At 53.6% G+C, this 25,091-nt stretch carries 37 protein-coding genes; 7 read left to right on the top strand and 30 right to left on the bottom strand.

What is annotated here, in order from left to right:
- Positions 1-26: 26 nt before the first annotated feature.
- From JK231_RS10975 to JK231_RS10945, 7 genes are all read right to left on the bottom strand, one after another.
- On the bottom strand, positions 27-986 hold the full coding sequence (locus JK231_RS10975) for a hypothetical protein (RefSeq protein WP_211728537.1): 960 nt from the start codon (positions 984-986) through the stop codon (positions 27-29).
- Positions 987-1,139: 153 nt separating this feature from the next.
- Positions 1,140-1,745: a tail fiber assembly protein gene (locus JK231_RS10970; RefSeq protein ID WP_211728536.1), complete on the bottom strand. Its 606-nt coding sequence runs from the start codon at positions 1,743-1,745 to the stop codon at positions 1,140-1,142.
- Positions 1,745-2,992: a phage tail protein gene (locus tag JK231_RS10965; RefSeq protein ID WP_211728535.1), complete on the bottom strand. Its 1,248-nt coding sequence runs from the start codon at positions 2,990-2,992 to the stop codon at positions 1,745-1,747. Before JK231_RS10965 ends, JK231_RS10970 begins: the two co-directional genes overlap by 1 nt.
- The gene (locus tag JK231_RS10960; RefSeq protein WP_211728534.1) at positions 2,989-3,597 is read right to left on the bottom strand and encodes a phage tail protein I; all 609 of its coding nucleotides are present in this window, start codon (positions 3,595-3,597) and stop codon (positions 2,989-2,991) included. The genes JK231_RS10965 and JK231_RS10960 overlap by 4 nt, the downstream gene beginning before the upstream one ends.
- Positions 3,594-4,508, bottom strand: coding sequence for a baseplate J/gp47 family protein (locus JK231_RS10955; protein WP_211728533.1), 915 nt, complete (start codon positions 4,506-4,508; stop codon positions 3,594-3,596). The genes JK231_RS10960 and JK231_RS10955 overlap by 4 nt, the downstream gene beginning before the upstream one ends.
- Positions 4,495-4,848, bottom strand: coding sequence for a GPW/gp25 family protein (locus tag JK231_RS10950; RefSeq protein WP_211728627.1), 354 nt, complete (start codon positions 4,846-4,848; stop codon positions 4,495-4,497). Before JK231_RS10950 ends, JK231_RS10955 begins: the two co-directional genes overlap by 14 nt.
- Entirely contained in the window at positions 4,848-5,426 is a 579-nt protein-coding gene (locus JK231_RS10945) for a phage baseplate assembly protein V (RefSeq protein ID WP_211728626.1), read from the bottom strand. The genes JK231_RS10950 and JK231_RS10945 overlap by 1 nt, the downstream gene beginning before the upstream one ends.
- A gap of 92 nt (positions 5,427-5,518) precedes the next feature.
- Between JK231_RS10945 and JK231_RS10940 the strand changes: the two genes are divergently transcribed.
- The gene (locus JK231_RS10940; RefSeq protein WP_211728532.1) at positions 5,519-5,776 is read left to right on the top strand and encodes a hypothetical protein; all 258 of its coding nucleotides are present in this window, start codon (positions 5,519-5,521) and stop codon (positions 5,774-5,776) included.
- A gap of 10 nt (positions 5,777-5,786) precedes the next feature.
- Here JK231_RS10940 and JK231_RS10935 read toward each other — a convergent pair whose 3' ends face one another.
- The 12 genes from JK231_RS10935 to JK231_RS10885 form a co-directional block, all read right to left on the bottom strand.
- Positions 5,787-6,233, bottom strand: coding sequence for a phage virion morphogenesis protein (locus JK231_RS10935; protein ID WP_211728531.1), 447 nt, complete (start codon positions 6,231-6,233; stop codon positions 5,787-5,789).
- The gene (locus JK231_RS10930) at positions 6,226-6,657 is read right to left on the bottom strand and encodes a phage tail protein (protein ID WP_211728530.1); all 432 of its coding nucleotides are present in this window, start codon (positions 6,655-6,657) and stop codon (positions 6,226-6,228) included. The genes JK231_RS10935 and JK231_RS10930 overlap by 8 nt, the downstream gene beginning before the upstream one ends.
- Positions 6,620-6,862, bottom strand: a complete 243-nt coding sequence (gene lysC, locus JK231_RS25505; protein WP_249221684.1) for an Rz1-like lysis system protein LysC — start codon at positions 6,860-6,862, stop codon at positions 6,620-6,622. The genes JK231_RS10930 and lysC overlap by 38 nt, the downstream gene beginning before the upstream one ends.
- On the bottom strand, positions 6,753-7,178 hold the full coding sequence (lysB, locus tag JK231_RS10925; RefSeq protein ID WP_349291520.1) for an Rz-like lysis system protein LysB: 426 nt from the start codon (positions 7,176-7,178) through the stop codon (positions 6,753-6,755). The genes lysC and lysB overlap by 110 nt, the downstream gene beginning before the upstream one ends.
- The gene (locus tag JK231_RS10920) at positions 7,178-7,549 is read right to left on the bottom strand and encodes a DNZ54_00345 family protein (protein ID WP_211728528.1); all 372 of its coding nucleotides are present in this window, start codon (positions 7,547-7,549) and stop codon (positions 7,178-7,180) included. Before JK231_RS10920 ends, lysB begins: the two co-directional genes overlap by 1 nt.
- A gap of 1 nt (position 7,550) precedes the next feature.
- Entirely contained in the window at positions 7,551-8,060 is a 510-nt protein-coding gene (locus tag JK231_RS10915) for a lysozyme (RefSeq protein WP_211728527.1), read from the bottom strand.
- Positions 8,041-8,253, bottom strand: coding sequence for an HP1 family phage holin (locus JK231_RS10910; protein WP_058973331.1), 213 nt, complete (start codon positions 8,251-8,253; stop codon positions 8,041-8,043). The genes JK231_RS10915 and JK231_RS10910 overlap by 20 nt, the downstream gene beginning before the upstream one ends.
- Before the next feature lie 3 nt (positions 8,254-8,256).
- Complete coding sequence (locus JK231_RS10905) at positions 8,257-8,460, bottom strand: tail protein X (protein ID WP_211728526.1); 204 nt, start codon at positions 8,458-8,460, stop codon at positions 8,257-8,259.
- Positions 8,460-8,924, bottom strand: a complete 465-nt coding sequence (locus JK231_RS10900; protein ID WP_211728525.1) for a head completion/stabilization protein — start codon at positions 8,922-8,924, stop codon at positions 8,460-8,462. The genes JK231_RS10905 and JK231_RS10900 overlap by 1 nt, the downstream gene beginning before the upstream one ends.
- Before the next feature lie 100 nt (positions 8,925-9,024).
- Positions 9,025-9,672: a terminase endonuclease subunit gene (locus JK231_RS10895; protein WP_211728524.1), complete on the bottom strand. Its 648-nt coding sequence runs from the start codon at positions 9,670-9,672 to the stop codon at positions 9,025-9,027.
- 3 nt (positions 9,673-9,675) lie between these two features.
- Positions 9,676-10,743 carry a phage major capsid protein, P2 family gene (locus tag JK231_RS10890; RefSeq protein ID WP_211728523.1) on the bottom strand — a complete coding sequence of 356 codons (1,068 nt, stop codon included), beginning with the start codon at positions 10,741-10,743 and terminating at the stop codon, positions 9,676-9,678.
- 16 nt (positions 10,744-10,759) lie between these two features.
- Positions 10,760-11,614, bottom strand: a complete 855-nt coding sequence (locus JK231_RS10885; protein ID WP_211728522.1) for a GPO family capsid scaffolding protein — start codon at positions 11,612-11,614, stop codon at positions 10,760-10,762.
- A gap of 142 nt (positions 11,615-11,756) precedes the next feature.
- Here JK231_RS10885 and JK231_RS10880 point away from each other — a divergent pair, with 142 nt between their 5' ends.
- Positions 11,757-13,523 (top strand): terminase ATPase subunit family protein, encoded by a 1,767-nt coding sequence (locus JK231_RS10880; RefSeq protein ID WP_211728521.1) that lies wholly within the window; start codon positions 11,757-11,759, stop codon positions 13,521-13,523.
- Positions 13,523-14,560, top strand: coding sequence for a phage portal protein (locus tag JK231_RS10875; RefSeq protein WP_211728520.1), 1,038 nt, complete (start codon positions 13,523-13,525; stop codon positions 14,558-14,560). Before JK231_RS10880 ends, JK231_RS10875 begins: the two co-directional genes overlap by 1 nt.
- A gap of 55 nt (positions 14,561-14,615) precedes the next feature.
- On the opposite strand, the gene JK231_RS10870 is transcribed toward JK231_RS10875, so the two are convergent.
- The 11 genes from JK231_RS10870 to JK231_RS10820 form a co-directional block, all read right to left on the bottom strand.
- Positions 14,616-14,789, bottom strand: a complete 174-nt coding sequence (locus tag JK231_RS10870; RefSeq protein WP_249221671.1) for a hypothetical protein — start codon at positions 14,787-14,789, stop codon at positions 14,616-14,618.
- Positions 14,790-14,873: 84 nt separating this feature from the next.
- Entirely contained in the window at positions 14,874-15,413 is a 540-nt protein-coding gene (locus tag JK231_RS25500; RefSeq protein ID WP_249221670.1) for a hypothetical protein, read from the bottom strand.
- 526 nt (positions 15,414-15,939) lie between these two features.
- Entirely contained in the window at positions 15,940-16,128 is a 189-nt protein-coding gene (locus JK231_RS10860) for a hypothetical protein (protein WP_211727663.1), read from the bottom strand.
- A gap of 101 nt (positions 16,129-16,229) precedes the next feature.
- Positions 16,230-18,239: a replication endonuclease gene (locus tag JK231_RS10855; protein WP_211728518.1), complete on the bottom strand. Its 2,010-nt coding sequence runs from the start codon at positions 18,237-18,239 to the stop codon at positions 16,230-16,232.
- A complete protein-coding gene (locus JK231_RS10850; RefSeq protein ID WP_211728517.1) occupies positions 18,232-18,549 on the bottom strand; it encodes a DUF5405 family protein in 318 nt (105 codons plus the stop codon). The genes JK231_RS10855 and JK231_RS10850 overlap by 8 nt, the downstream gene beginning before the upstream one ends.
- Positions 18,546-18,773, bottom strand: a complete 228-nt coding sequence (locus tag JK231_RS10845) for a TraR/DksA family transcriptional regulator (protein ID WP_211728516.1) — start codon at positions 18,771-18,773, stop codon at positions 18,546-18,548. Before JK231_RS10845 ends, JK231_RS10850 begins: the two co-directional genes overlap by 4 nt.
- On the bottom strand, positions 18,773-19,000 hold the full coding sequence (locus JK231_RS10840; RefSeq protein WP_211728515.1) for a DUF2732 family protein: 228 nt from the start codon (positions 18,998-19,000) through the stop codon (positions 18,773-18,775). The genes JK231_RS10845 and JK231_RS10840 overlap by 1 nt, the downstream gene beginning before the upstream one ends.
- 68 nt (positions 19,001-19,068) lie before the next feature.
- Positions 19,069-19,407 (bottom strand): DUF5347 family protein, encoded by a 339-nt coding sequence (locus JK231_RS10835; protein WP_211728514.1) that lies wholly within the window; start codon positions 19,405-19,407, stop codon positions 19,069-19,071.
- A complete protein-coding gene (locus JK231_RS10830; RefSeq protein WP_110867359.1) occupies positions 19,371-19,562 on the bottom strand; it encodes a phage filamentation protein Fil family protein in 192 nt (63 codons plus the stop codon). The genes JK231_RS10835 and JK231_RS10830 overlap by 37 nt, the downstream gene beginning before the upstream one ends.
- 2 nt (positions 19,563-19,564) lie before the next feature.
- Positions 19,565-20,074 carry a phage regulatory CII family protein gene (locus JK231_RS10825; protein ID WP_211728513.1) on the bottom strand — a complete coding sequence of 170 codons (510 nt, stop codon included), beginning with the start codon at positions 20,072-20,074 and terminating at the stop codon, positions 19,565-19,567.
- Between the two features lie 34 nt (positions 20,075-20,108).
- Positions 20,109-20,345, bottom strand: a complete 237-nt coding sequence (locus JK231_RS10820; protein WP_211728512.1) for a regulator — start codon at positions 20,343-20,345, stop codon at positions 20,109-20,111.
- Between the two features lie 89 nt (positions 20,346-20,434).
- On the opposite strand from JK231_RS10820, the gene JK231_RS10815 reads away from it, so the two are divergent.
- The 4 genes from JK231_RS10815 to JK231_RS10800 all read left to right on the top strand — a co-directional run bounded on the left by JK231_RS10815 (position 20,435) and on the right by JK231_RS10800 (position 25,005).
- Positions 20,435-21,040 (top strand): phage repressor protein CI, encoded by a 606-nt coding sequence (locus JK231_RS10815; protein ID WP_211728511.1) that lies wholly within the window; start codon positions 20,435-20,437, stop codon positions 21,038-21,040.
- Between the two features lie 9 nt (positions 21,041-21,049).
- Positions 21,050-22,063 (top strand): tyrosine-type recombinase/integrase, encoded by a 1,014-nt coding sequence (locus tag JK231_RS10810; protein ID WP_211728510.1) that lies wholly within the window; start codon positions 21,050-21,052, stop codon positions 22,061-22,063.
- Positions 22,064-22,264: 201 nt separating this feature from the next.
- On the top strand, positions 22,265-23,725 hold the full coding sequence (locus JK231_RS10805) for an ATP-binding protein (protein WP_211728509.1): 1,461 nt from the start codon (positions 22,265-22,267) through the stop codon (positions 23,723-23,725).
- A gap of 806 nt (positions 23,726-24,531) precedes the next feature.
- The gene (locus JK231_RS10800; protein ID WP_097118155.1) at positions 24,532-25,005 is read left to right on the top strand and encodes a GNAT family N-acetyltransferase; all 474 of its coding nucleotides are present in this window, start codon (positions 24,532-24,534) and stop codon (positions 25,003-25,005) included.
- The last annotated feature ends 86 nt before the right edge of the window (positions 25,006-25,091 follow it).

Below are 25,091 nucleotides of genomic sequence, written 5' to 3'. Positions count from 1 at the left end.
AAGAAAATACAAATCATCTCAAATGCTTAAGTAAATAAGTAACTTTTTCTATCCCAGTAGAGTTTATCATGACCCATACATGGGCATTCTAGTTCTGAAACTAAGAATTTAGGCACTGAAGTAGTATTGAAAATGCTGTGAAAATTAGATTTCAAAGGGTTATTAAATATGTCATTTCCATATTGACTAACCAATAAGATGTGAATTGCAGCTACCGCATTTATCACAGCTTCTAAAGAAGCTTTGTTTTTATTAGCTCCACGATTATGTTTGACTGCATTATATGCATTATACCAATCTAAACTTGCCGTTGGTCTATTTTCGTCCCAATCCTTAAATGGCGACCAATTTTTTAAATTAGGATAAAAGTCAAGACTTACTGAGTACTCATTTAGTTTTAAAAAATTAAGGCTCTTCACATAATCTTTTGTGCTAAATCTATCTTTATCTGGCATATATTTGTTATCAGCAAGGAAGTTTTGTAGTAGGTACTCAACTTCAGTGCATGCAATTATAAGTAACTCTCTTATCTTACTTCCAAAGCATTGTAAGTTACCGATGTCAGGGTCTATGTAATTGAAAATTAGGTTCAATGAATCCAGTATGTTGCTGAAGGATCTTATTTCGTCAAGAAATTTCGGCTCAATTGATTGCTGATTGAATATTCCTGGCTCCCCTCTATTTATTCGCGGGTAATATATCCCCGATTGTAATTTTTTTGAGGCATTAATAACTATTGGCGTGTATGGGCAACGGTCGTAAAGTTGATGCCAAGAAAAATACCCAATCGCCTTGTAAGTTTCATTAAGATTAATCGCGTCCGGGAAAACCTCATTGTAATTATTTTCCCCTTGCAGCCAGTGACTCCATCGGTAATGGTAAACTCTTGATAACAAGCCAGAGTTAATATACAAGAAGCAATCCTCTTCGTTGCGCTGGAAGAAACCAAACACTCCCCCCTCTAATTCAAAAACATAATTCTCCATAAAGCCATCCCATTTATGATTAAATTATCACTGCTAGCAAACTTCGGATTGCTATTTAATTCTAGATCCTAAGGTCCGATGCCAATCTAATTTTAAGTGCACTTTAATCTAGATTAAATTAAGAGAATTTTAAAGAAAATTAGGTCATGTAATCTAGAAACTTTCAGGCCTTCGCGGCCAATCAATTTCGGGCGCTGTTTTTAAATCGATGCTCTGCAGAGTTTGGATATAGAACATCCATCTCGTAAGAGAAGCTTTATCAACATCGTTGATCATGCCTAGTAAAAGCTGAGTTTGCCATAAGTGAATTATTCCCCCTGCCTCGCTGATAAGCTCCGCTTTTATAGCTTCAGCTGAACTTAACTCGGCCTGCTTTGCGGCTTCGTTGTCTGTCACCCAACCGATGCCACCCCATTTATCAAAAGCTGTAAGAGGTTTTAAAAGGGTGGTGTTGGGCGGATAATCGCCAGGCATTGTCACAGTTACGGCTTCTCCCGTTACAGTGCTGTACACTGTTTCGCCTCGGTGATCGGCGACCTGTAGCCAGTTTCCATTGTCAAACATACACACTTTGCCCAGAACATCAGCAGGGGGAGCTTGAGTGGTTGCGTTCGCAGGGATGCCAAGTCCCTGCGTCAGAAATTCCTGACTGCTGCCGGAATAAAGTCCGGTGTTGGGGTCGAAGCTATAGACGGTCAGAATGCCCGATGACTGCGCCAGCCCTTTCTCATCCAGCATCACCTCTTTTTCATCGGACATTATGCAGCCCTCACAATGTAGTTAAGTGCGATGTTTCGCGGACGGGTTTCGGTTGCGGTATTGCCAGACGCGCCACTGGATGTGACCGTCTGCGTATTATCAACGCTGTAAGTCGAATCAAGGCTACCGCGATCGCTGTCTGTTGTTCGCAGTGGCACAGCAACGGTGTGCGTGTGTTGCTGGAAAGCGTGCCCCTGACTGCTGAGAAGCGTTCGACCGCTATCTACGCCTCGCCCGTCATCCCACCCTCGGATAAACTCACCGCGCAGATCGGGAAGAGCGAGCGATGTGTAAGCCTTCGCCAGCTGAGGGTAATCCGTCGCGCTGAATGCCGCCCCGTTGCACTTTAGCCAGCCGCTAGGTGCCGTCGCTAAAGGCCACGGTACTGGCACACCAACCGGCAGCGCGGAGCCATCTCCTAAACCAAGGTTTTTGAGAAAGCCGGACACATCGGCAATATCTGCGCCGTTCTTCGCGATATCCATTTTCCCGGCAAGCTTGTTCAGTACTGTCGTGGAGAAATTCGCGTCACCGCCCAGCGCGTCTGCCAGCTCCTTCAGAGTATCGAGCGCGGCAGGCGCCCCCCCTGCCAGTGCCGTCAGTGCGGCCTGCACAAAGGCGGTAGTTGCCAGTTGCGTTGAGTTATTTCCTGCCGCTGCGGTCGGCGCTTTTGGCGTACCGGTCAGCGTGGGGCTGGCCTTGGGGGCGTACTGCGTATGCGGATCGGTGGCCTTCAAGTGCGCCGCCAACAGGCTGTCAGCGTACTGGCGCACCTCCGTGACTTCCTCATCCACATACTGGCGGGTTGCCAGCACCACGGACGGGTCCACCTTCAGCGTGACCGCATCGGTGCTGCTCACGATAATCAGCATGCGCAGTCGCTGCGTACGCCCGCTGCCTTCCTGTAGTTGTGGCTTGTAAGTCTCAGCGGTATTGCAGACCGCAATCAGCGTGCCGTCGGCATCAAACAGGCCCATTTCGCGGATCCAGAATCCGCCTTCGGTTTCTGGGATAATCTGCTCGGCGATAATCTGGCTGCCGTTGGCGGTGTCCACGGTAAGCGAATTCAGCGCAGCGCGGCGCACCTCACTGACCAGCTTTGTCTGGCTGGCGTTCGGCGTGGGCGTCACGCCGCCGCCGTCGCCCACGGCCATCTGCGTGATGTTGAGTTTGGTGCCCAGCGATACGGCGTTAGCAATCTTGGCTGCGCCAAGGTTTGTTACGATTGCATAAAATTTCTGTGTCATGGTCCCACTTCCAGCAGGTCGATTATATGAACCGCCGCGCCCGAGTAACTCTGGCCGCTGACGGCGATAATGTCAGGGGTATAGGGGTAAACAGTCAGGTCATCACCGTCGTAACTGGCGGCACCCACAAAGCACTGACCGCCGCTCTGCAGGTTGATGGACATGCCGAGCATGTGGCGGCTGCAGGGCTTGGCGTCGCTGATAAGCCGCTCCAGCTCCTGATAGGTGTCTTCCGTGATGCCCTGCTCCTGCACGCCGATATCCAGGCGAAAGGTGCCGGGTGCCTCATTATTGTTCCACCACTCGATTACGCGGATCAGAAAACCGAATGGCTCCACCACGCGCCGGATAGCGCTGATGGTGCCCTTGTGCTGATGAATGTAAAACGCATCCTGCACTACCTGCCGCTTGACGACCTCAGACCAGCTCTCGTCCCAGCGGTCTACCGAAAACGCCCAGGCGAGATAAGGCAGAAAGTTCGCCGGGCAGGTGGCCGGATTCCACAAATCGCGCAGCGGCACGCTTAAATCCGATATCCCGCTGCACGCCTGCGCCAGACGACGCTCAAGCGCAGACGAACCCGGCGGCAGCAGGCTCTGACTCATGCCAGTACCTCATCATCCGCCACCGACACGTCGGTGCCCGTGCAGTTGCCCGCCTGCGTGCGGTCCATGATGATGTCCGCCGCCGGTTCGATCATTTCCACCCAGTCCACCCCGGCCACGCGCAGCACTGCCCCGTAGGACTCCCGGCGGACGCTGCGACCCAGCTTTTTCTGCTCGGTGAGATAGGCGGCGAGCTTCGCGTTTGCCGCCTCAAGGCAGGGAGCGGCGGCCACGCCGTCGAACAGGTGCAGCTTTGCCTTCACGCTGTAGTTGTGAATGGTAGCCCCCTGTATGGACACGCGGTCCGCCACCGGGCGCACGTTCTCGGCATTCAGCGCGGTGTTCACTGTGGTCAGTAAATCCGCCGCCGCCGTGCCGTCACCCTCACGGCTCAGTACTGTAATTACCACCGTGGCCGGTGACGGGCTGGTCGCGGACACATCCTGTACCCGGCCATCGGCGCTTTTGGCGTGAAACTCATAGGCCGCCGTTGGCCCGGCCACGCTCAGCCCCTCAAAGGCTTCGGGCACGCGCACGCGCAGCGCGTCGTCGGATTCCATTACCGCCTCAACGGGCGGCACGGCGTCCGGGTTGGCCGGGGTGACGGCCAGGCGTTGCACGTTGCTGCGCGCGGCCAGCTGGTCGAGATCGCTGCCCAGCGCATAGGCCACCATGACGGCCTGTGCCGCCTCGTTAATGCGCTGGCGCAGCAGGATTTCCCGGTAAACGCTTTCCTGCAGCGTCTTGACGATAGGATCGGATTCCAGCGCAAGCACGCGGCGCACCGCCGCCTGTTCGTCCACCGGATAGAGCGCAATCAGTGCCTCTTTACGCTCAGCCAGCAGCGTTTCAAAGTCAGGAACCTCTATCACTTCCGGCGCGGGCAACTGCGAAAGGTCAATTACCGCCACTGTTCTCTCCTGTAGATACGGACATAGCAACCGGCGAGCCGTCATCACGCTGGCCGGTGAGTTCCACCACCATTGAGCCGTTCATGGCGGTGGTGATGTTGACGGTGCTGAGCTTGATGCGCGGCTCCCATCGGCTGAGGGCGGTATAGACTGCCGCCATGACCTGCAGGCGGATCACTTCGTTCTGCGTCTGGTCAATGAAAGACGACAGCAGCGAGCCGTATTCGCGACGCGCCAACCGGCTGCCCTCCGGCGTCATCAGAATGTCGCGCACGCTCTGCCGGATGTGTTCAATGTCCGTCACCGCTTCGCCGGTCTCCCGGTTCATGCCGAGATACATCACTGCGGGCCTCCTGACATATCGCCGCCGGTCTTCACCTTGTCGTGCAGGTGCTTGTCTGCCACAACGCCGTTAGAACTCATCGACCCGCCGCCCTGCGTCACGTCACCGTTCATCACGGTGTCGCCGTTAATGCTGGTCTGACTGGCCTGCACCCCGAACAAATCCGTAATCAGCTGAATGCCGTCAGCTGCCTCAATGCGCACACTTCTGATGTTCTTAATCAGCAACTGGCCGGTTTCCGGCTCATACTGGAACCAGCCGCCATCAGCAAACTCGGTCACGCTGCCGTCGTCAGAATCTGATGGCGGCGGGAACGAGTCGGAGTAAATCGAGGGCAGCGCGAAGGCGGTTTCAAGGTTGCCACCGAGGCTCAGCAGAACGACCTGCTCACCGATGGAGGGTTTCCACCATGTGCGGGTTTTACCGGCGCGGAAGGTGAGCCAGCTGATCCAGTTGGTTTCAAGGTCGCCCGTTTTCACCCGGCACAGCCAGTTGGCCTTATCCACCTCGGACACTGTGCCGGTGCGGATCAGGTTGGTGATGAGGCGCATAATTTCAGTGAGTTTTTCATTCATACCTGGAGAGTGCCAGCAATGCCATGCATCGGCACCCGCCGGGCATTGTCTGGCGGATGGCACAATGAAACCCGTCATTTAAGGGGGCAAACATGGTGGTTTATCAGGTCAGCGTGATGGCGCACGGGCCGGTGCGCATTCGCAAGGTGCAGGACGGCGACGGCGACGTGGTGTTTCTGTTTGGGGATAAAGGCGTGGTGGTGTTTGAACAGATAGCCCGCTATGGGGTGCGATATATCACCGACAACCCGGACCTGATTCATATGCTGGACTTCACGCACGGCAAGGCCCTGAAGGAAACGCTGCCCAATACGCACCCCGGCGTGCATGCGGTGGTATTCGGCGACTGACAAAAATCAGTTATTCGCTAAGCCAGCGCAGCAGGGTTTCGCGCACGACATTTACCACCTCGCTGCTGATACCGAGCAACGGGCGCTCGGCATACTGCGCCGTGGTGCCGCGACGGTTTACCCGGTCCCGCAGACCGTAGTGATGCACGCGGGCAAGACGCTGCACGGCAGGCACAAACGAGACTTCAGCGGTGTCGTCAGTGGCCTGCGCCTTCAGATACTTCGCAGTTCTGAGCTTTGCAAACATGGCGCGGCGGATGCGCCCTTTTTTACTGCGTGGAGTGACGCGGCGCGGCTCCCATGCGGTGCCGTCCGGCGAACGCTGCGCGGTGATGTTCGCCTGCTGAATGCGGCGCAAGTCGCGCGATACCTCGCGCAGCATCTTTTTACGGGCCGCCGGTTCAAGCTGCGCCAGTAGCGCGTTCAGCCAGGCGTCCACCTCATGCAGTTCAGCCACGTTTCACCGTCCAGAATTCCTCCGGCGTCTCCGGCTCCGGTAAGGCCTCCACGCGGGTTTTGCCGTCCACCGTTGTTGCCACGACGCGCTCGGTCAGCTTCAGGTTTATGCTGATGTCGCAGCGGTCATTGCCGAGAATATCCACCTCAAATGAAAACAGTTTTTCCCGCTGGTCGCTGTTCTGCAGCGCGTCCGGCTGGTTTTCCCTGAGCCAGAACATCACCGGCGCCATCAGCAGGTTCTGGTCGCCGGTAAAGTCGGTGATGACGATATTCAGCGTGTAACGGTATTCCCACGACAGCGAGGCCGCGGACGTGGCAACCAGCTGGCCGCTGTCCACGAACAGGTGCAGCCGGTCCGGGTTTTCTGCCACGTAGGGCACGGACTTATTCAGGGCGCTGCGCAAGGACTGCGGCTTGTTCATCGTCTTTTTCCTGACAGCTGATGATGGTGTCTACCTTATCTGCACACGCCGCCCAGGCGGCCTCGGTTTCATCCAGCAGCGCGTTCAGATCGTCGTTACTGCGCGGCCCTGCCGGGTCCAGCTGGCAGCGAGTGATTTTGGGACAGCCACTCACGGTAAGATTCACCTCCGGCGAGGGCCGGTCGCTGGCGCAGCCGGATAACAGGATCAGGCAGAGGGGTATCAGCCCAGCGGCGAAGGTCTTCATTTTCACGTTTCAGTTCCTCAATAGTGCGCTGCCGGTCGCGTATCAGCCTGCCGTTCTGCTCGGCGGCGGCGTACAGCTGCGTCTGCGCCCGGCTGCTGGTCTGCGTCAGAATATTGAGGGCAATCAGCTGGCCGTTTTTCTGCGACAGCTTTTTGCCCTGGCTCGCTATAGTGGTTGTCTGTATTTCGATACGGCTGTGCGCGTTGCCGAGCCGCCACGACTGCACGCCCAGCAAGGCCATTACCACAATCAGCACCACAACCAGCGCGCGGATCATGCTGTGACCCGCTCAAGTTCGGGCCTGAGCATGCCTCGCTGAAACCCGGCCAGCAGGCTGACCAGCGCCGTGAGCTTCCAGCCCGCTCCCCACATCACCCCGGCGATAAACACGCGGTGATACCACCTGAGCGGTACGCGCTCCGTCAGCCGCGCAAACCGCATCAGCCATGCAAATACCTGTTTCCGGTCGCCGCCGGTCAGGGTGCAGGCATACAACCCGCCAAAGCTCACCAGCATCCACGCGATAAAGTCGGCCCACATCAGCGCCGCCACCGGATAGCCTGCAAAGCTGCCGTGATAAACGCTGACCAGCGTCAGCAGGGTGCCGAGTACCGCCGTAAACCACCACGTTTTCAGTAACTGCATGTCACACTCCTTTCAGGCACCATGCCAGCTCACGCTGACGACGATTATCTATGCCCTGATTAAATACGCCTTTGACGTATACCCAGCGCGGCAGCTGATAGCATGCCTCGCGCCACTTACCCTGTTTCAGCAGCACCACCATGGTTGAACCGCAGGCGTTGCCGGTGCCGACGTTGAACGCCAGCGACACCAGCGCGTCATAGACCTGCTGCGGCATGGAAACCGCCACGCAGCGCGCCAGTGCCGCCTCGACGCGTAACACGTTGGTGATGAAGTTCCCCGCCGCCTGCCGCTCGGTAATGCTTTTGCCCGGCACCACGCCGGACGTGTTACCAATGCCGTCGGTCCACGTTCCCGCGTCGCACTGGTAGGGCTTAAGGCGGCACCCTTCGGCGTCGGCGATAAGCCGCAGCCCCTCCGCCGAGGTGTGCAGCTGCTGAAAGCCCGGCAGCGTGGCGGCAATGGCCAGCACCGCACCGACGGCGCAGCGCTTAACGGTTTGCAGATTCATAGTCCTCCCGCGTGATGCGCCCGCGTGCCAGCAGCTGATAGGTTTTGTGCTTGTAGTACCAGCTGATGAGCGCCATCAGCAGGCCGATAAGCACCCCGGCCACGGTGGACACGTCCTTGAGGTTCATGCCACCCAGCCACGCCATCACCACCGCAATGCACCAGGTGATAAAGGTGCTGATTTTCTCCCACATGATTCAGTCCCAGAGCTGGACGGCCTGCACGGTGGCCGTTGTTGTCACGTCCGGCAGCTCCACTTCCAGCCCGTGCGGCAGGATGGGGCCGTACTCAGCCAGCCCCGGATTCGCCTGTAAAATCTGCTCGGTCATGCCCTGCGTGCGCCCGTAGTGACGCCAGCAGAGCGCGTCCACCGTGTCGTACTGATGCGCACGCACCTTCATCAGATAAGCTCCACGGTGCAGTGCGGCAGGTTCTGCACGCGGCTGATGGCCCAGCGGGCGTCACGCCATAAATCACCAGTGGCGTCCGCCAGCTCCTCGCCGCGCTTTACGGCGGCGGCGGTGGCGTCAAAGTCCTGATAGCGTTCGTTGAGCACGGCGCGCGTCCAGCACCACACCGCATTCTGATAGTGATGCAGTCGGGCGCTCTCACCGGCCAGCTGCTCGCCCGGCACGTCGGCCAGCAGATTAAAGCCGCGCAGCTCCTGCTGTTCGCGCCACGGGTACAGCTCCGCGTTTACCTCCGACATCGCGGTGAGCACAACCTGCCGCAGCCGATCCGGCGTCACGGTGCCGTCAACGCGCATCGATACGCGAAACTTCGCCATATCAACGTCCGGCCAGAATGAATTGTTGGGGATAACGTCCGGCGCCCCCGTCGCCTTCTGCGGCGCTACGAATTCCATAACTTGCTACTCCTGAAAAGGGTGGGCGGTGGACAGGGTTTTGATGAGGCAAAAGCCTGTCGCCATCCCGTGCCGCCCCGCGCGTGGGCACGTCCGGTTATCAGCTGGCGTTGCGGATTTTCCGCGCCAGCTGCTCAATGTCTTTTTTAACGCCGCATTTCTCATCGAGCTGCAGCGCGCGGGTCAGGTGATTAAGTGCGGACGCCGGGCTGGTTTCGGTGAGCAACCAGCCGATGGACTTGTGCAGGCGGGCGCGGGATTGGTCCGGCATATCCAGATCGCCAATCACGTCCAGCGTCTGCAGCAGTAAATCCACGTCAAACTCCACGTTTGCCAGCAGCGCGTTCTTCGCGGCGTCGGCCATTTCCTCGGCCAGCACCGTCTGCGCGTTGCGGTTGCCAATCGGCATTGACCAGTTACGGCGGATGGCGTGACGGCCAATCGCCAGCGCACCGGCGTAATCCCCGGCGTCAATGCGCCAGAGCATGACGAACATCACCACGTCATCCTGTTGTTCGGCATCAGCGGCCAGCACGCCGTCCACCCACGGTACATACCGGGGCAGCACTTCGATTTTGATTTCGGCTTTTTTAACGGTGGACTGAATGCCCTTGAGGCGGCGGCGGTCTTCACCGAGCTGCATCAGCATCAGCTCATAGCCGCTGGCGTGGCGAACACTGCCGCCCTGACGGGCGGCCTGTTCAGCCTGAACGCGCTGGCGGTGTTGCCGGGCGGGACTCAGGCTCATTGGTTACTCTCCGGTGCCGGTTTCGGTGCTGGCAGGTGCTGAGAAATCACCGATTTCGATGTTTTCAACCAGCGCGGCGCAGCGGTAGTCTTCCACCACGTAGGCCTCGTTGACCGATTCAAAATTTTCAATGCGGTCGCGTTTCGGGTTGTCGATCACCGAACGGCGGCGGGTGTCTTCCTGCCAGTACACGGACAGGTTGTCCAGGCGGGTGATCAGCACAGCCTTTGGCGGGAAGAACGGCGCGCGTACCGCCTGCAGGCCGCCCATGCGCTTCTGGCTGATGATGAGGTCGGCCGCCAGCTTCTCGGTATTGGCCTGCTCGCTATTGACCAGCGGGAAGTACTTATCGGACAGAAGCTCGCGCCCGCAGATCACCACCAGTTCGTCATCGTCCTGGAAGATAGGATCGATAAGCTCATTAACCGCATCCATCACCAGCGCGTCGAGGTTGACGTAAGCGCCACCCTTGCCGACCTTCACCGGCGCGGCGGTGGTTACGCCGTCCTTAGTGGTGCTGCCCATCACGTTGTCCGCCGCGTCTTCGCGCAGCTTCTGCAGCCAGCCCTTGTTCACGTCCTGCAGCATCGGATTCTTCACGCGGTCCGAGGTTTTGGCGCGCTTCTCACCATTAAAACCGATGGTGATGCGGTCCAGCGCCTGACGCTTCACGATGGCGTCGCGGATACGGGTCTGGAAGTCCTGAAACTTCGCCCACATGTCCAGCTTGGCGTAGGTGATCGCGGTATCAAAGTTGGTCTGCTCGCACTTGTACTCAACGCCGCTCATATCGGTCGGGTCGGTAGGCTCACGGTCCTTCGCGGAGGTATCCGTGGTGCCCGCGATAGAGCCGCCGATGCCGAGGCCGAGCAGCTGGCCTGACTGCTCGCTGACGCCTACCACGTTGACCAGCGTCAGGAACGCGGCGGACTGCTGAATGGTGTCTTCCAGCGTCTGCGCCACGGACGGCTCAACGTTGAACTTGCTCGCCAGCTCCTCGACCGGCACGCCGTTCAGGGTGGCCAGCTGCGTCAGGTAGGCGTTAAACGCAAAACGGGTGTTCTTTTTCATGGGGTGTGCTGCTCCTTTAGCAGTTGGTCAGTTGTGCCGATGGCGTGTGGCTGCCCGGCGCGCGCTGGCGAAAATCTTTGCGACCGTCTTCACGCTCCAGCTGCGATTTCAGTTCGGTGAACGCTTCGCGCTGCGTCTTCAGATCATCCAGCTGTTCGTTCAGGGAGGCTTCCAGCTGATTCAGGCGCTCCGCCTGCTCGCCCAGCGCCTTGTCGGTGCGGGTGCTGAAACCCTGCTGCTCGGTGGCAATCAGCTCAACCGCCTGATGCACGTCGCTGAAGCGCGCGGCATCGGTCTGCTGCTGTTTGCTGAACATGGCTTTAATGCGGGTGAACAGCGCGGGCTTTTCCTCCGGCGCGTCTTCCAGCTCGATTAGCGTTTCGGTGGCGGCGGTAAACAGGTTTTCCGGGTGCTGCTTGCGGTTCGCCAGCGGGTTTTGCTCCGCTTTCGCGCTGAACGCCAGCATTTCGGTGCCGAGGCTCGCCGGGTCATCGGTGGCAGCGAGTCCGACCAGATAGGCCTTGCCGGTGTCGGCAAACTTGGTGCTGACTTCCATGGAGGTGAAAAGCTTCTGGCCCTTTTTCACCAGCTCCACGAGGGCATCTGTAGGCAGGATGTCAGCGTACAGCGCCATTTTTCCGGCAAGCGGCCCGTCGCTGATTTCCTCGGCGACCAGCGCGCTCACCGTGCCGTAGCGGTTAAAGGTGCTGTCCGGCGCGTAAGACTTCAGGTGCTCCAGATTGATGGTCGCGGTGTACACCGCCGGGTTGTAGGCGGCGGCCATCTGCACCAGCCATTCGCGGGAAATCTCGCGCCCGTCCGTGGTGGCACCTTCCACCCCGATACGAAAACGCTTTGCAGTTACTGTCATGAGCCAGGCTCCGTTAGGTAAAACGTCTGAGAGCCTTATGGTTGCGGTGAGAGGGGGAACGAAACAACGCGGGGACGTTGTGCGGCAAACCACACAATGAGGCGCAGCGGAAAAGGTGACTGCGGGGCCGTATTTTGAGGCCATGACAACGACACTCGCCCCCGAAGACCTTGATCCCCGCAGGCAGGCTTTACTGCTGTACTTTCAGGGATACCGCATCGCCCGCATTGCTGAAATGCTGGGAGAGAAACCCGCAACCGTTCACAGCTGGAAGAAGCGCGACAGGTGGGGCGACTACGGCCCGCTTGACCAGATGCAGCTGACCACCGCCGCACGCTACTGCCAGCTGGTCATGAAGGAGACAAAGGAAGGCAAGGACTATAAGGAGATTGACCTGCTGGCGCGCCAGTCCGAGCGCCATGCGCGCATCGGGAAATTCAATAACGGCGGCAACGAGTCGGATCTCAATCCGAAGGTGGCAAACCGCAACAGCGGACCGCGCAAGCCGCCGGAAAAAAACGTGTTCTCAGACGAACAGGTGGAGAAGCTACAGGAGATTTTCCACGGCTCGATGTTCGGCTACCAGCGCCAGTGGTGGGATGCGGGCAACAGGCACCGCATCCGCAACGTGCTCAAATCGCGCCAGATTGGTGCTACCTATTACTTTGCCCGCGAGGCGCTGATCGACGCGCTGACCAGCGGGCGTAACCAGATTTTTCTCTCGGCCAGTAAGGCGCAGGCGCACGTCTTTAAGCAGTACATCATTGAGTTTGCCAAAGAGGTGGACGTGGAGCTGAAGGGCGACCCGATGACGCTCGCCAACGGCGCGTGCCTGTACTTCCTCGGCACCAACGCCCGCACCGCGCAGAGCTATCACGGCAACCTGTACCTGGATGAATATTTCTGGATCCCGAAGTTTCAGGAACTGCGCAAGGTGGCGTCCGGCATGGCGCTGCACAAAAAATGGCGGCAGACCTACTTTTCCACCCCGTCGAGCCTCACGCACAGCGCCTATCCGTTCTGGTCCGGCGCGCTGTTTAACCGTGGGCGCGCCAAAGCGGACCGCGTTGACATTGACCTGACGCACCCGAACCTGTCGCCGGGCCGCTTCTGCGATGATGGCCAGTTCCGCCAGATAGTCACCGTGGAAGATGCGGTGCACGGTGGCTGTAACCTGTTTGACCTGGACCAGCTGCGCCTCGAATACAGCCCGCCGGAATACCAGAACCTGCTGATGTGCGAGTTCGTGGACGATCTCGCCTCGGTGTTCCCTCTGCAGCTGCTGCAGAAATGCATGGTAGACAGCTGGGAGGTGTGGGACGACTTTGAGGCGCTGGCGCTGCGCCCGTTCGGCTGGCGCGAAGTCTGGATAGGCTACGACCCGGCGAAAGGGACGCAGAACGGCGACAGCGCCGGGTGCGTGGTGATTGCTCCGCCTGCCGTGCCGGGCGGCAAGTTCCGTATTCTGGAGCGCCACCAGTGGCGCGGCATGGACTTTCGCGCGCAGGCAGAGTCCATCAGACAGCTGACGCAGCAGTACAATGTCACCTATATCGGCATTGACTCCACCGGCGTGGGCCTCGGCGTTTATGAAAACGTGAAGGCGTTTTTCCCGGCGGTGAAAGAGTTTGTCTATAACCCGAACGTTAAAAACGCCTTGGTGCTGAAGGCGTTCGACATCATCAGCGGCAGGCGTCTGGAGTTTGACGCCGGGCACCTCGACATCGCGCAGTCATTCATGGCGATTCGCCGTTCAACCACGGCCAGCGGCAACCGCCCGACCTATGAAGCCAGCCGCAGCGAGGAAGCCAGCCATGCGGACTTAGCCTGGGCGACCATGCACGCGCTGGCAAACGAACCGCTGCAGGGCGAATCCGCCCACACCCGCAACATCATGGAGATTTTTTAATGAGCAAACGCAGGAACCGCACGCGCACGCAGCCCGTGCAGCAGATTAATATGACCGGCGGCGCGGCGGCAGAGGCGTTTACCTTTGGCGACCCGATACCGGTGCTGGACAGGCGTGAACTGCTGGACTACGTGGAATGCGTGGTGACGGACCGGTGGTATGAGCCGCCGGTGAGCTTTGACGGGCTGGCCCGCACGTTCCGCGCCGCCGTGCATCACAGCTCGCCGCTCAACGTTAAGCGCAACATCCTCACCAGCTCGTTTATCCCGCACCCACTGCTGAGCGGGCAGGCGTTCAGCCGCTTTATTCAGGACTATCTGGTGTTCGGCAACGCCTATCTGGAGAAGCGCACGAACCGACTAGGCGGCGTGATTGCGCTGGAGCCGGCACTGGCAAAATTCACCCGGCGCGGGACTGACCTGGACACCTACTGGTTTGTGCAGTACGGGCTGAACACGCAGCCGTACCAGTTTACGCCGGGCAGCGTGTTTCACCTGATGGAGCCGGACCTTAATCAGGAAGTTTACGGCCTGCCGGAATACCTGTCGGCCATCCCGTCTACCCTGCTGAACGAGTCGGCCACGCTGTTCCGCCGCAAGTACTACCTAAACGGCAGCCACGCTGGCTTTATCATGTACATGACCGACGCGGCGCAGAATCAGGAAGATGTGGACAACATCCGCAAGGCGATGAAAAGCGCCAAGGGGCCGGGCAACTTCCGCAACCTGTTTATGTACTCGCCGAACGGGAAGAAAGACGGGATTCAGATCATCCCGCTGTCAGAGGTGGCGGCGAAGGATGAATTCCTGAATATCAAGAATGTGAGCCGTGATGACATGATGGCCGCGCACCGAGTGCCGCCGCAGATGATGGGCATCATCCCAAACAACACTGGCGGATTCGGTGACGTGGAAAAAGCCAGCCGCGTGTTTGTGCGTAACGAGCTGATGCCACTGCAGAAGCGCTTTGAAGAACTGAACGACTGGCTGGGCGAAGAGGTGGTCCGCTTCAGTCCATATGTGTTAGATACTGAATAGCAGGCATAAAAAAGCCCGGCTTGAGGCCGGGCTTCATGCAAAACGCACTATGGAGTTAAGCAGCTTGCTGCTTTTCTTTGAGCTTACCGTGAAGCTCATTTCCTTCAAACTTGCCATCCTGCATCATATGTGGGGCCGCCTGAAGTAAGTCTTCCATTGCGACGCCCATACGGGTGAAAACGTCAGACACTGCGTAATGCTTCTGAGTTTTCTTGTCACTATGCGTCATAGTCATGATTTCCTCTTAGAGGTTTAGCCTCGTCATCCGGTGTGGATGTCAGGCGCAGCATTCTATCACTGCGCAAAAAATTATCTACTGTTTCTTGGAAGTAATGTAGCGCCGTACTACATCAGTTATTGTAGCAAAAGGTGCCGAAAGCAAGCTTATGTCACCCTTAAACCCAAATTTTTTATAATGCTCAGCAACTTTATGATTGAGAGCTTCTGGAATGCGTATCTCTTTGCAGTCCACTGCGCTACCAAAGAGATAGACCGCCCATAAAGTGATCATGAACATGTTGCCATAGAGCGGATGCCCTGTGTCATCATCCTTCACGAAAGATTCAACAAAGTGAATCTCAATCACACCAGCGTCCTCATCAAAGGTACACAATGCAGCGCCGGAAGGTATATGCCTTAACGGTCCAGCAAGCAGTTTCAGACAAAACTCAAACTTATCTGCGCGATTGCCAAAACGAGAAAAACCGTAATCCCACTCAAGCTGTGAGTATCCTGTCGTCAGGATCACATAATCCTCGTCGCTGATAGGACCAACAGCCAGCGGCAACTTCAGAGTATCGAGAAGAAACTGAAGGTTGCTGATACTTTGACTGGCGATCTGCTCTAAGTTCAATTCTATGTCCTTACAAACGGCATTTAAGGCGAACTACTTTAATGTCATTTTCGGACAAAGACTATAAATCTTTAATGGGATCGTACCAGCCGCAATTCAATGTTTGCCACCTATCACTGCAACTTGTGACAGAACACAAAATCTACAGCTATCCGCGAAAGTAATACAACTCTTTTTTGAACACTAATGAACAAACTCGCACAATCGTAACGCTCAAACCGCGTTGCAGAGTGCCTCAGTGGCATCCTGCCGGGGGCTTATTTAATGTGCCCCAAGGAACTTCCCACCATAACCAACGTCCCAGCGGCCCGGAAATTGAGCCGCATTTTGACCAGCTGCACCCTCAGCGCGCGCTCGTACCCCCGCCACGCCTGCCCACTTTACGTAACGGTTTTCATGCATTGCATTAAGTATGCAAAAGCCCGCCAGAAAAGGCGGGCCGGGGGAAAAGAGATCCATTTTGGATCATGCGATTTCATGCAGCATAGTCATGCATGATCACAGTGGACATTAGGACCACCAATTCTCACTCCAATTGATTCATCGAACGGCTGTATTCATGATTCCGCAAGCGCGCCATTAACTCATCAGTTAGCTCGGCGACCCACTCGATAGCCATACTTTTTTCCGACTCCGTGCAGTCACTAATAGCAACAAGTTTTAGAAACAAATCAATGCGCTGGAGCTTAACCGACTCCAAAAGATAATCCTGCATGCTTCCTCCTCATCATCAAACAACTGTATATGCGTACAGTATATAAAATGTATCTCAATGTGAAACTCTTTTTTATCTTTCAATGAGATTGCTCTAGATCGTCACTGGTCCAAAGCAGCTTCCTGTAGCCTTCCGTTCTGATAAAAAAGCCTTCGCCTCGCCCCCGCATTTAGGCTGCATCCTCTTTTCAACAAGCCTATTTCTTCATCATGCCCTTCAAATCCGCGAGCTTTTAACTCCATCTCTAAACGTCGGCGCTCGGGCCCCGTACAGTTATTGACAGAACTCCAAGGGGCGGCGATGCCGCCAGAAGGACCAGCCTCCGCTGACGCGTCGGCGAATTTGGCAACGGCTTCCCACTTCACCAGACGCGTGAATACTTCAGAATCTTGATAGTGAGGCGAGTAGATGCCCTGAACACGCTGCACGTCCTCCGCGTACTCGTTGCCCATTTCGGTGATTTCGTAGCAGAGACGGATCACCAAGTCATCACGCGCAACCAACGGGCCACCCTGCGCCATGGTGTAAGACGCCCAGCAGCTGGCAACGGAAGCAGACGCCAGCACGGCGTCCATCTTCTCGTTTGGTAGGCGCGTATCGCCGAGACGGCGCAACTCGCGCCATACAGTGACCGGCGCACCGCCAATCTGCTGGAACTGGCGGATGCGCCAGCGAGAAGCCCACGCGCAGACCGCTTTCGCCATATCACGCATGTTTGAGCCGGTTTCATCGTCCTTCTCGCCGTCCATTGCAAAGCCGTCGATATTTTTGGAGATGTATTTAGCGATGTAACCCGTGGCGCTGCCTTTAGAGGGATCGATAGGCTCAGCGTGAAAACGCGCTTTGCGCGCCTGCGCCGTGCTCAGTTCGTCGGCGTCTTCTTTGCTGGCATGCTCACGCATGATCTGCTGCACACGCTCGCGATGTTCCGGCAGCATAAACAGCAGCATGTGCCAGTGTGGCGTGCCGTCGTGATGAGGCTCAACGACACGGAAACCAAAAACATGGATTTCTTCGCGTGACAGCGCGGCGCGTATACGCGCCCAAACTCGGCAGAGATAGCGCTGCGTATCGCGCGGGCTTGAGCCGTTCCATTTGGTAATGAAACCGCCCTGACTGTAAACGGAGTGATAACGCGACGGCGCGGTGATCGTATAAAAGTCCCCTACGCAGCCGGTTTCGTTGGCGATGTCTTCAAAGCCGCGCATTCTGGTCATCAACTCGCGGCGGCGCATGGCCGGGTTCGCGGTGCTGCGGTTGACCATCTCGTCCATTGCGATACGGTCACCAGTCTCTTTGTTCATCAAGTCGTAGCGTTTGAAGAACTCGCGGTTGCGTTTCTTCTGCTCGACCCATTCGGCCAGCGTGCCGCGTGAAACGTAAGGCGAAGCAGATTTTTGCACCTGCCCAACAGCGATTGCCATGTGCTCGCGCTGGAGATCGCGCATCTGCTTAAGACGGCCGCGCCACCACTCTGGCGCCATCATGCGTAACAAACCGGATTGCGCCTTGCGCAGACTCAGCTCACCTTTGCAGGCTTTGAACTCCGCCCAATATGGCGGCTGCGTGCCGGTCAATGCGGCCAGCTCAGCAACGTAGCGATAAGCAATGCAGGTTATGGTCTGCTCGTCCGCTTCCTGTGGCATTGAGGTTTTATCGACAAACTCAGCCAGGCTGAGCGAAAGATAGGATGCGACTTTATAAGCCAGATCGCGCACGTCCTGCCGGTCAAGCGTAGGCAGACGATCAAGCTGCTTTATGAACGGCAGTTCATGTTGAGCGGCTTCATCAAGACGATAGCGACTGCGAACCAACTGGAGGCGTGGCAATACGCTCTGGCCGATAGTTTGGCGCAGAAACGCATTGGCCCGACGGCGGCCATTATTTGCTGAGAGGATTTTGCTGTAGCGATCGGCAAAGTAACCGGCCAGATATTCCGGCATATTTTGCAGATATTGGCTGCGCCAGTTGTGGTCCTCTGGATTCACATTCCAGAGACGGCGCTCAGAAAGGGACATATCCGCCGGAGCGGACATGCCAAAGACTTCACGCCGCTGCTGATTTACGGCGTGATATTCACCAGTAAGGAGATCAGGAAGGCTTTCAGACATGCGCGGCCTGAAGTTCAGCCAGCTCTTGCACTGCAGCCTCGACCAACTCAGCAATGCGGCGAGTTTCCGCCACAAAGCCCGCGATTGTGTTCATCTGCCCGCGCAAAACATGGCGACCAATGACATCAGCAGCCAAATCGCGCATGAGGAGCACTGCCGACTCATATACTGCCATGGTTTGCGGCACGCGCTGATGGACGCCATCAATCTCAAGCCAACTGAATTTCTCCAGCACCAACTGTTGAGGCTTGCCCGGCTCACTGGATTTCAACGCGCGCAATGCATAGCGATCATCAACCTGGACTCTCAAAGCGCGACCCCTTTGTAATGCACACTTTTCAGTTCGCTAATCTCTTTGCAGGTAACGCACAGCTCGACACCCGGCAGCGCTCGGCGACGCGCTTCAGGGATAGCTGCATCGCATGACAGGCAGAAAAACTCACTCGCTCCTGCAGGACGGTGAATAGCCGTTGCCAGATTACGCGCCAGTTCTTCCTGGACGCGCTGTTGAACCAGATCCATTGAGTCGGCCATTAGTGCAGCTCCCGTGATTGGTTCTCGAAGCGCACGGATTCTTTGTCCAGCAGTTCGATAATTTCAGCAGCTGACATTTCTTTGTTTCTTGCGTGAATCGCTAATGCTGCCAGGCGGACGGATACGGCCAGCGCATCATCTGATCGCTGCTCACTTTTGGCCTTACTCAGCATCGCGTTTAAAACTTCTGCATCGGCTTCAAAATTTTGGGTTTCAACATTTCGCATTTAACTCTCTCCAGAATTTGGGCGAAAAAATGCCCGGCGGGTTTACGCCATTTATTTTTTCGGGTTAATTAATTTGGAAGCGTTAGCTTCTTGGGAAATAAACTCACGACTGCGCGAAAGTGATTCATTGCACCTATCAGCGCGGTAATTTCGTCACTCGTCAATTCACTGTATTCAACGTTGTGACGTTCTTTATTGATGTTTGCCAAAAAGAAAATGGCGCTCATCGCTCGGTTATTTTGTTCGTACTGTGGATCACGAGTATTACGCATATCACTGATGAATCGCTTTATCTCATTACCGCAATCGCCGTACATCATGGTGCGAAGTGCGGCAATATGATTAAGCGCGCTAACTCGCTGCCCGGCGCTCATTTGAACAGTGATGCTTTCAGCTTTGTAAGCCATGTCGCTTTTTTCCTGTTTCCAGTTAAACCTGCCAGCAATTCGGCTTGAGAGTTTGCCGGGTGCCAGCGCCTGCCATTTTCAGCTGCAATCCAACCGTGACCGAATGCGTGTGAAGGGCTTTGCCGTTTTAGAAGCGGCGCCACTGAAAACGCCATAACTAAACAACCCCTATCGACGCGCCGATTCCGCTTAACATATCTGCAGTGCCAGCCATTGCAGGGTTTGAATGCACGCGCGTTTGAACAGCTATCGCAGCTAGGGTCAGGCAACGAATGCCTGCGTTAACGTTCTGCACAAATCCGCGTCGGCAGGCCGAGGTAAATTTCTTCTGACTGACTACGTCAGCAGCCAACTGCCCGACCTCGGCGGTAGCTTTGAGGACATAAGCCGGTAAGTTCTCCTGAGCGATTTCATTTACCGGCACGCATGGCAGGCATTGCAGTTGAGCCAATGCGCCATCAACCAGCGTTGAGTCTTCCGTCAGGTCGGTCAGTATCAGCATTTCACGAACGGTAAGCTGATGGACCTGATCCGGGTTTAGCTTGTTACGGATGGTTTGCGGATTGAACCCCGCCTTTTTAGCCAGCTGGATGATGTTGTGGTTTGCGGAAAACTCGCGGCACGCTTCATCAAAATGGCTATGTGTGGAGATACTGAAATCAAACATGCTTAATACCTCACGTTATCCCAATATGGATGTATCAAGCCTGCATTGTGATTTCACAGCCAGCAGCGGCTTCGATAGTGAGAGCAACCATGTTGATTTCGATAAGGCCGTTTACGCCCTCTTTCTTCCTGATAGGCAAACGGTTCTCGCGGTACATCTGGCGAACGGTGCCTTCCTTGTAACCTGTGCGACGGCAGAACTCTTCGACAGTAATGTACGGTTCCGAAATCACGAGATTGATTGATGGGCGCATTGAAAGTTTACGGGTCATGATGCACTATCCTCTGTTGAGTTCTAGCCAACTCTATTTATCACTATTAAACACGTCTTGATACGACGAGTGAATATTAGGATCACAAATTGGAAAGGTCAACGAAAGATTTTACGAGTCGTAAAGCACCAACTTTACCAGAGGGTGGTAAAGACCCGATTGAGCGTATCGTTCAAGCATACGGTTTTCCATCCCGACAGGCACTGTGTCGGCACTTAGATGTTTCTCAGAGCACTATGGCTAACCGCATAATGCGCGGGAACTTTCCTGCTGATTGGGTTCTCATTTGCTCGATGGAAACTGGTACTTCTCTTGAGTGGCTGACCTACGGACGCGGTGACTCGAACATCACAAATCAAGATGAGCCATCAACCAAAATCGAACTCAGAAAAATCACAAATGGGAACTTTTCATCATCTGATTGGGTTGAATATGACGCTCAACTCTTACCAAGTGATGTTAAAGCCCCACTGTTAGTACATTTCGAGAAACAGAATTACTTGGTTGATATGACCGCCGCAGAAATCACTGACGGGTTGTGGCTCATCGAGATTGATAAGCTCATTAGCATTAAAGAACTGTACCGTTTTCCCGGCGGACGCATCCGCGTTGAGAATGGCAAAGCCTCATTTGAATGCAAGGCAGACGACATCAAGGTTTTGGGCAAAGTCGTTGCCCGCACTGAGTTCCTTTAAAGGCGAAGCATGGCGATAAACAAATTACCCAACGGGAAATGGCAGGCACAGGTTTTCCCAAACGGCCGTGACGGCAAGAGGATTCGCCGCCAGTTTGCGACGAAGGGCGAAGCGCAATCCTATGAGAAGTTCGTGAAAGAACAGGCTCAAGATAAGCCCTGGCTGGGAGAGAAAGCAGATAAGCGGCGGGTAATTGAGCTGGTTGAATTGTGGTTCAACACGCATGGCATTACGTTGGCTGATGGTGAGAAGCGGCGAACCACAATGGCGTTCGCTTGCGAGGCAATGGGAAACCCACTCGCAACTGAGTTTAATGCAAAAATTTTTGCGTCTTATCGCGAGCAGCGGTTAAGCGGGAAGATCACCCGCTCCACTCGAGTGAAGACAGTTACGCCCCGCACGGTCAATTTAGAATTGGCGTATTTCAGAGCGATGTTTAACGAGCTGCGCCGGTTAGATGAATGGACCGCACCGAACCCGTTAGAAAACGTGCGGGAGTTTAAAATCAGTGAATCGGAGATGGCGTATCTCACCATTGAGGAAATTAGAACCCTTCTCGTCGAATGCGAGAACAACCGCTCCAAAGACCTAACGACCATTGTGAAAATCTGCTTGGCAACTGGCGCACGATGGAGTGAAGCCGAAGGCTTGAAGGGCAACCAAATCCGCGCCGGTCAGATCATCTACGTTAAAACTAAAGGTAAGAAAAATCGAGCGGTGCCGATAACTGAAAAATTACAGGCTGAACTGCCATCCAGCAGGAAAGCGCAGGTGCTCTTTAAACCATGCTATTCAGCTTTTAGAAAGGCTATGCAACGCGCAGGCATCGAGACACCTGCAGGGCAACTAACACATGTTTTACGTCATACCTTCGCGTCTCATTTCATGATGAATGGCGGCAACATCCTTGTACTACAGCGAATATTGGGGCACACGGATATTAAGGTGACGATGCGGTATGCGCACTTTGCTCCGGATCATTTATCTGAAGCGATGTTGCTGAACCCTCTTGATCGCATTTAAGTATAATGGTATTTGATAATAACAGGCTGATAAATTTAAGGAATCATAAAAAATCAGCCTTTTTCAAAGAATTCCAGAAAATCATAAATTAGTAACTCAACGAAATCATTAGTAATGGTGGGATATATCTTCTAATTACCTATCTTATGTAGGTTAAATAGGGGGTAGAATTCCTTAAGTTAGCATAAATAGGGATTAATTATGTTTATAAAATCAATGATTATCGAAAATTTTAAAGGCTTTCATGGCAGTCATAACTTTAATTTCAATGTACCTAATGGAAACACAGAGGGTAGCGGCCTAAATATATTTGTAGGAGAAAATAACTCTGGAAAATCTACAATTTTTGAGTGTCTCGATTTCATCAAAGATTCCACAAAAAAAGATCCAGAGTCCTTGCTAAACAAATCCAATCCGTCTATGGCATTGAACGACTTCATGGTCGAAGTAGTTTATACTGGAAATGTTTCAGGCTCCGTTAACGCTCATGTTCAAAATAATAAAAATCGATCCTTCTTAAGCTGTATATATCAGCATGGTGGAGCGGAGCATTTTAAAGTTAAAAGGTCATGGGATAGAAACTTCCCAGATGACATCAAAAAAATCAACTTCTGGGATAATGCCAATGGTAGTTATTCAAACCCCTCAGGAATCGATGCACCATTCAAGAAATTTTACGACAATAATTTTATATGGGCTGATACTAATCCGAGCGATGAATCTAAATTTGGTGCATCAACTATCTGCGGTTCCCTACTGAAAGAAATAGCATTAGGTCACACTAACACCCCCGAATATCAAAATTTTCAAAGTAGTTATCATGGACTCTTCAACAATCCGGCATCGCTATTGAGAAGTAAGATTGCTCAAATTGAAAATCAAGTACAGAATATATTCTCCTCTCAATTTGGCATGGCTAATATTTCATTTTCTTTTGAAGAATTACAAATTGAGAACTTCTTCAAGACTGCAAGCATTATTATTGATGATGGTGTGTCTGTACCAATGAGCGAAAAGGGGCATGGAATGCAGAGAGCCGTAGCTTTGGCACTGCTGCAAGTTTATGCAAATATAACATCTAATGTGGCTAATGCTGCGGTTTCGAAACCGTTTTATTTCTTTATAGATGAGCCTGAATTATGCTTACACCCTTCCGGGCAAAAAAAATTATTAGATGCTTTGATGGTTATATCAAAAACAAAACAGGTATTTATTACTACTCACTCTCCATTTATGCTTTCATCTCCATATCTGAAAAATACAGGCTTATTCATCTTCAATAAGACTAATAACAGTAGTTCCGTTACTACTGCAACAACTTCTCCCATGTTTCCATGGAGTCCTTCTTGGGGTGAGATTAGTTATAGAGCATATAATTTAGCCACTGTTGACTTACACAATGAACTATATGGTTATTTGCAAGAAAAGAATAGCCTAAAAACAATTTCTGATGTTGATCTATGGCTCAACTCTCAACTTATTACATCCAGTAAACAATGGACTAGGGAAAAGAATGGATTGCCACAGCAGCCATTGCCAACAACATTACAGTCATTCATACGTAACCATATTCACCATCCAGAGAACGTAACAATGCAAGCCAATCGTTACACCTATGGAGAATTAAAACAATCCATAGATCAGATGGTCCAGCTCATTTAATTTATAAATTAGGATTATTCAGCCTTCTTTGATAAAGAAGGCTGTTATATTATAACCTTTATTAATTGAGAATTCACAATCACTAATATATATAATGGTCATATGAAACTTCAGTTAATCCAACCCTTCCCAATTTTTTGGTTTTAGATTGGATTGGCAGCAAAGTGGCAGCAGAGCGCAACGCTATGTGCCACTTTTCATCACTATTCGGCCCAGAGAAAACATAGAAATCAGTAAGTTACTGATTTAACTCGCTTCAAAATGGGACTCATAATCGCTTGGTCGCTGGTTCAAACCCAGCAGGGGCCACCAAATTATCAACGACTTACCTCAGAAGCTACAGTTAAGCCGGTTTTCCAGGATACTCATAGGATACCGGTCATAAGTAGTTCAAAGTAGTAATCCCCTCACCCCACATTTAGCTAATCTCGTCACTCTAAGCTGTTTCAGCCCTAAAGCTACGTAGTAATCAGGTCACCTGTAGTATAAAGCTGCTCAGCAGTGCAACGTCTGCTTTGAGCGCAGGCTGTGTGAAAACTGTTTTGGTCGCTTAAACTGCCAAAGACAGGGCTGAAAACTGCGCTCATACGTAAAATCTGGCTCCGGCCAGCCAGTCGAGCACTTCCAGATTTTGCGTAGATACGCACACTTCAGTTTTGTGGCAGGGTTTTCACACAGCCTGAGCGAAAAACAGACGTAATGTCTCATTGAAAAAGGGCGCAGGATTATATTTTCGAAGAAGTCCTAAATGGTGCGATTTTCCATCAAGTGTTAAGGTCAGGCTTCCCGGAAATTCATAAACAGGAATGAACGTGAACATTTCAGAGATACATGAGTGGCATAAGAATAACTACTTGGTGAGTACAGACCGGAAGAAACTGGATGTGCAGGCTATCCATCTCTATCTTACGAGGTCAACATGGGCAAAAGGGATTGATCTGGATCTCGTCAGTGCATCAGTAGAAAACAGCCTTAATTTCGGTGTTTATCACGATGAAACCCAAATTGGTTTCGCGCGATTAATAACAGATTACGCTACGTTCGCTTACCTTTGTGATGTATATATCCTTGAGGAATACCAAGGAGAAGGGCTGGGAAGGTGGGTGATGCAGTGCATACATCATCATCCAGTTTTTGAGCGGCTTCGCAGGATCATGTTGTTTACAACCACAGCACCTTGGCTCTATGAAAAATTTGGGTACGAACCTGTTAATCGGGAAAACTATGCATGGAGCATCACACGGCCTGATATTTATACCCATGTAAAAAAGACTGGCTGACCTGTGGTCATATTCATCTCTGAGCTGGCGTATACACTCCTGAGTTTGCAATGTCCGCTTGGCACAAAACGGACCATTACCTCGTT

The sequence above is a fragment of the Pantoea sp. JGM49 genome, assembly GCF_018257655.1.
Classification (GTDB): domain Bacteria; phylum Pseudomonadota; class Gammaproteobacteria; order Enterobacterales; family Enterobacteriaceae; genus Pantoea; species Pantoea communis.
The sequence above is the reverse complement of the archived record's forward strand: the minus strand, read 5'-3'. Positions and strand labels throughout refer to the sequence as shown.

Excerpts from the sequence above, each read along its gene's own strand:
- JK231_RS10885 (WP_211728522.1), bottom strand. The coding sequence starts at position 11,614 with ATGACAGTAACTGCAAAGCGTTTTCGTATCGGGGTGGAAGGTGCCACC.
- JK231_RS10905 (WP_211728526.1), bottom strand. The coding sequence starts at position 8,460 with ATGAAGGTGCGTGCGCATCAGTACGACACGGTGGACGCGCTCTGCTGG.
- JK231_RS10915 (WP_211728527.1), bottom strand. The coding sequence starts at position 8,060 with ATGAATCTGCAAACCGTTAAGCGCTGCGCCGTCGGTGCGGTGCTGGCC.
- JK231_RS10845 (WP_211728516.1), bottom strand. The coding sequence starts at position 18,773 with ATGGCCGACTCAATGGATCTGGTTCAACAGCGCGTCCAGGAAGAACTG.
- JK231_RS10920 (WP_211728528.1), bottom strand. The coding sequence starts at position 7,549 with ATGCAGTTACTGAAAACGTGGTGGTTTACGGCGGTACTCGGCACCCTG.
- JK231_RS10950 (WP_211728627.1), bottom strand. The coding sequence starts at position 4,848 with ATGTATCTCGGCATGAACCGGGAGACCGGCGAAGCGGTGACGGACATT.
- JK231_RS10960 (WP_211728534.1), bottom strand. The coding sequence starts at position 3,597 with ATGAGTCAGAGCCTGCTGCCGCCGGGTTCGTCTGCGCTTGAGCGTCGT.
- JK231_RS10975 (WP_211728537.1), bottom strand. The coding sequence starts at position 986 with ATGGAGAATTATGTTTTTGAATTAGAGGGGGGAGTGTTTGGTTTCTTC.
- JK231_RS10890 (WP_211728523.1), bottom strand. The coding sequence starts at position 10,743 with ATGAAAAAGAACACCCGTTTTGCGTTTAACGCCTACCTGACGCAGCTG.
- JK231_RS10825 (WP_211728513.1), bottom strand. The coding sequence starts at position 20,074 with ATGTTTGATTTCAGTATCTCCACACATAGCCATTTTGATGAAGCGTGC.
- JK231_RS10880 (WP_211728521.1), top strand. The coding sequence starts at position 11,757 with ATGACAACGACACTCGCCCCCGAAGACCTTGATCCCCGCAGGCAGGCT.
- JK231_RS10895 (WP_211728524.1), bottom strand. The coding sequence starts at position 9,672 with ATGAGCCTGAGTCCCGCCCGGCAACACCGCCAGCGCGTTCAGGCTGAA.
- JK231_RS10805 (WP_211728509.1), top strand. The coding sequence starts at position 22,265 with ATGTTTATAAAATCAATGATTATCGAAAATTTTAAAGGCTTTCATGGC.
- JK231_RS10930 (WP_211728530.1), bottom strand. The coding sequence starts at position 6,657 with ATGAACAAGCCGCAGTCCTTGCGCAGCGCCCTGAATAAGTCCGTGCCC.
- JK231_RS10800 (WP_097118155.1), top strand. The coding sequence starts at position 24,532 with ATGAACGTGAACATTTCAGAGATACATGAGTGGCATAAGAATAACTAC.
- JK231_RS10820 (WP_211728512.1), bottom strand. The coding sequence starts at position 20,345 with ATGACCCGTAAACTTTCAATGCGCCCATCAATCAATCTCGTGATTTCG.
- JK231_RS10875 (WP_211728520.1), top strand. The coding sequence starts at position 13,523 with ATGAGCAAACGCAGGAACCGCACGCGCACGCAGCCCGTGCAGCAGATT.
- JK231_RS10810 (WP_211728510.1), top strand. The coding sequence starts at position 21,050 with ATGGCGATAAACAAATTACCCAACGGGAAATGGCAGGCACAGGTTTTC.
- JK231_RS10870 (WP_249221671.1), bottom strand. The coding sequence starts at position 14,789 with ATGACGCATAGTGACAAGAAAACTCAGAAGCATTACGCAGTGTCTGAC.
- JK231_RS10860 (WP_211727663.1), bottom strand. The coding sequence starts at position 16,128 with ATGCAGGATTATCTTTTGGAGTCGGTTAAGCTCCAGCGCATTGATTTG.
- JK231_RS10940 (WP_211728532.1), top strand. The coding sequence starts at position 5,519 with ATGGTGGTTTATCAGGTCAGCGTGATGGCGCACGGGCCGGTGCGCATT.
- JK231_RS10855 (WP_211728518.1), bottom strand. The coding sequence starts at position 18,239 with ATGTCTGAAAGCCTTCCTGATCTCCTTACTGGTGAATATCACGCCGTA.
- JK231_RS10900 (WP_211728525.1), bottom strand. The coding sequence starts at position 8,924 with ATGGAATTCGTAGCGCCGCAGAAGGCGACGGGGGCGCCGGACGTTATC.
- JK231_RS10970 (WP_211728536.1), bottom strand. The coding sequence starts at position 1,745 with ATGTCCGATGAAAAAGAGGTGATGCTGGATGAGAAAGGGCTGGCGCAG.
- JK231_RS10835 (WP_211728514.1), bottom strand. The coding sequence starts at position 19,407 with ATGGCTTACAAAGCTGAAAGCATCACTGTTCAAATGAGCGCCGGGCAG.
- JK231_RS10945 (WP_211728626.1), bottom strand. The coding sequence starts at position 5,426 with ATGAATGAAAAACTCACTGAAATTATGCGCCTCATCACCAACCTGATC.
- JK231_RS10910 (WP_058973331.1), bottom strand. The coding sequence starts at position 8,253 with ATGTGGGAGAAAATCAGCACCTTTATCACCTGGTGCATTGCGGTGGTG.
- JK231_RS10830 (WP_110867359.1), bottom strand. The coding sequence starts at position 19,562 with ATGGCGTTTTCAGTGGCGCCGCTTCTAAAACGGCAAAGCCCTTCACAC.
- JK231_RS10965 (WP_211728535.1), bottom strand. The coding sequence starts at position 2,992 with ATGACACAGAAATTTTATGCAATCGTAACAAACCTTGGCGCAGCCAAG.
- JK231_RS10840 (WP_211728515.1), bottom strand. The coding sequence starts at position 19,000 with ATGCGAAATGTTGAAACCCAAAATTTTGAAGCCGATGCAGAAGTTTTA.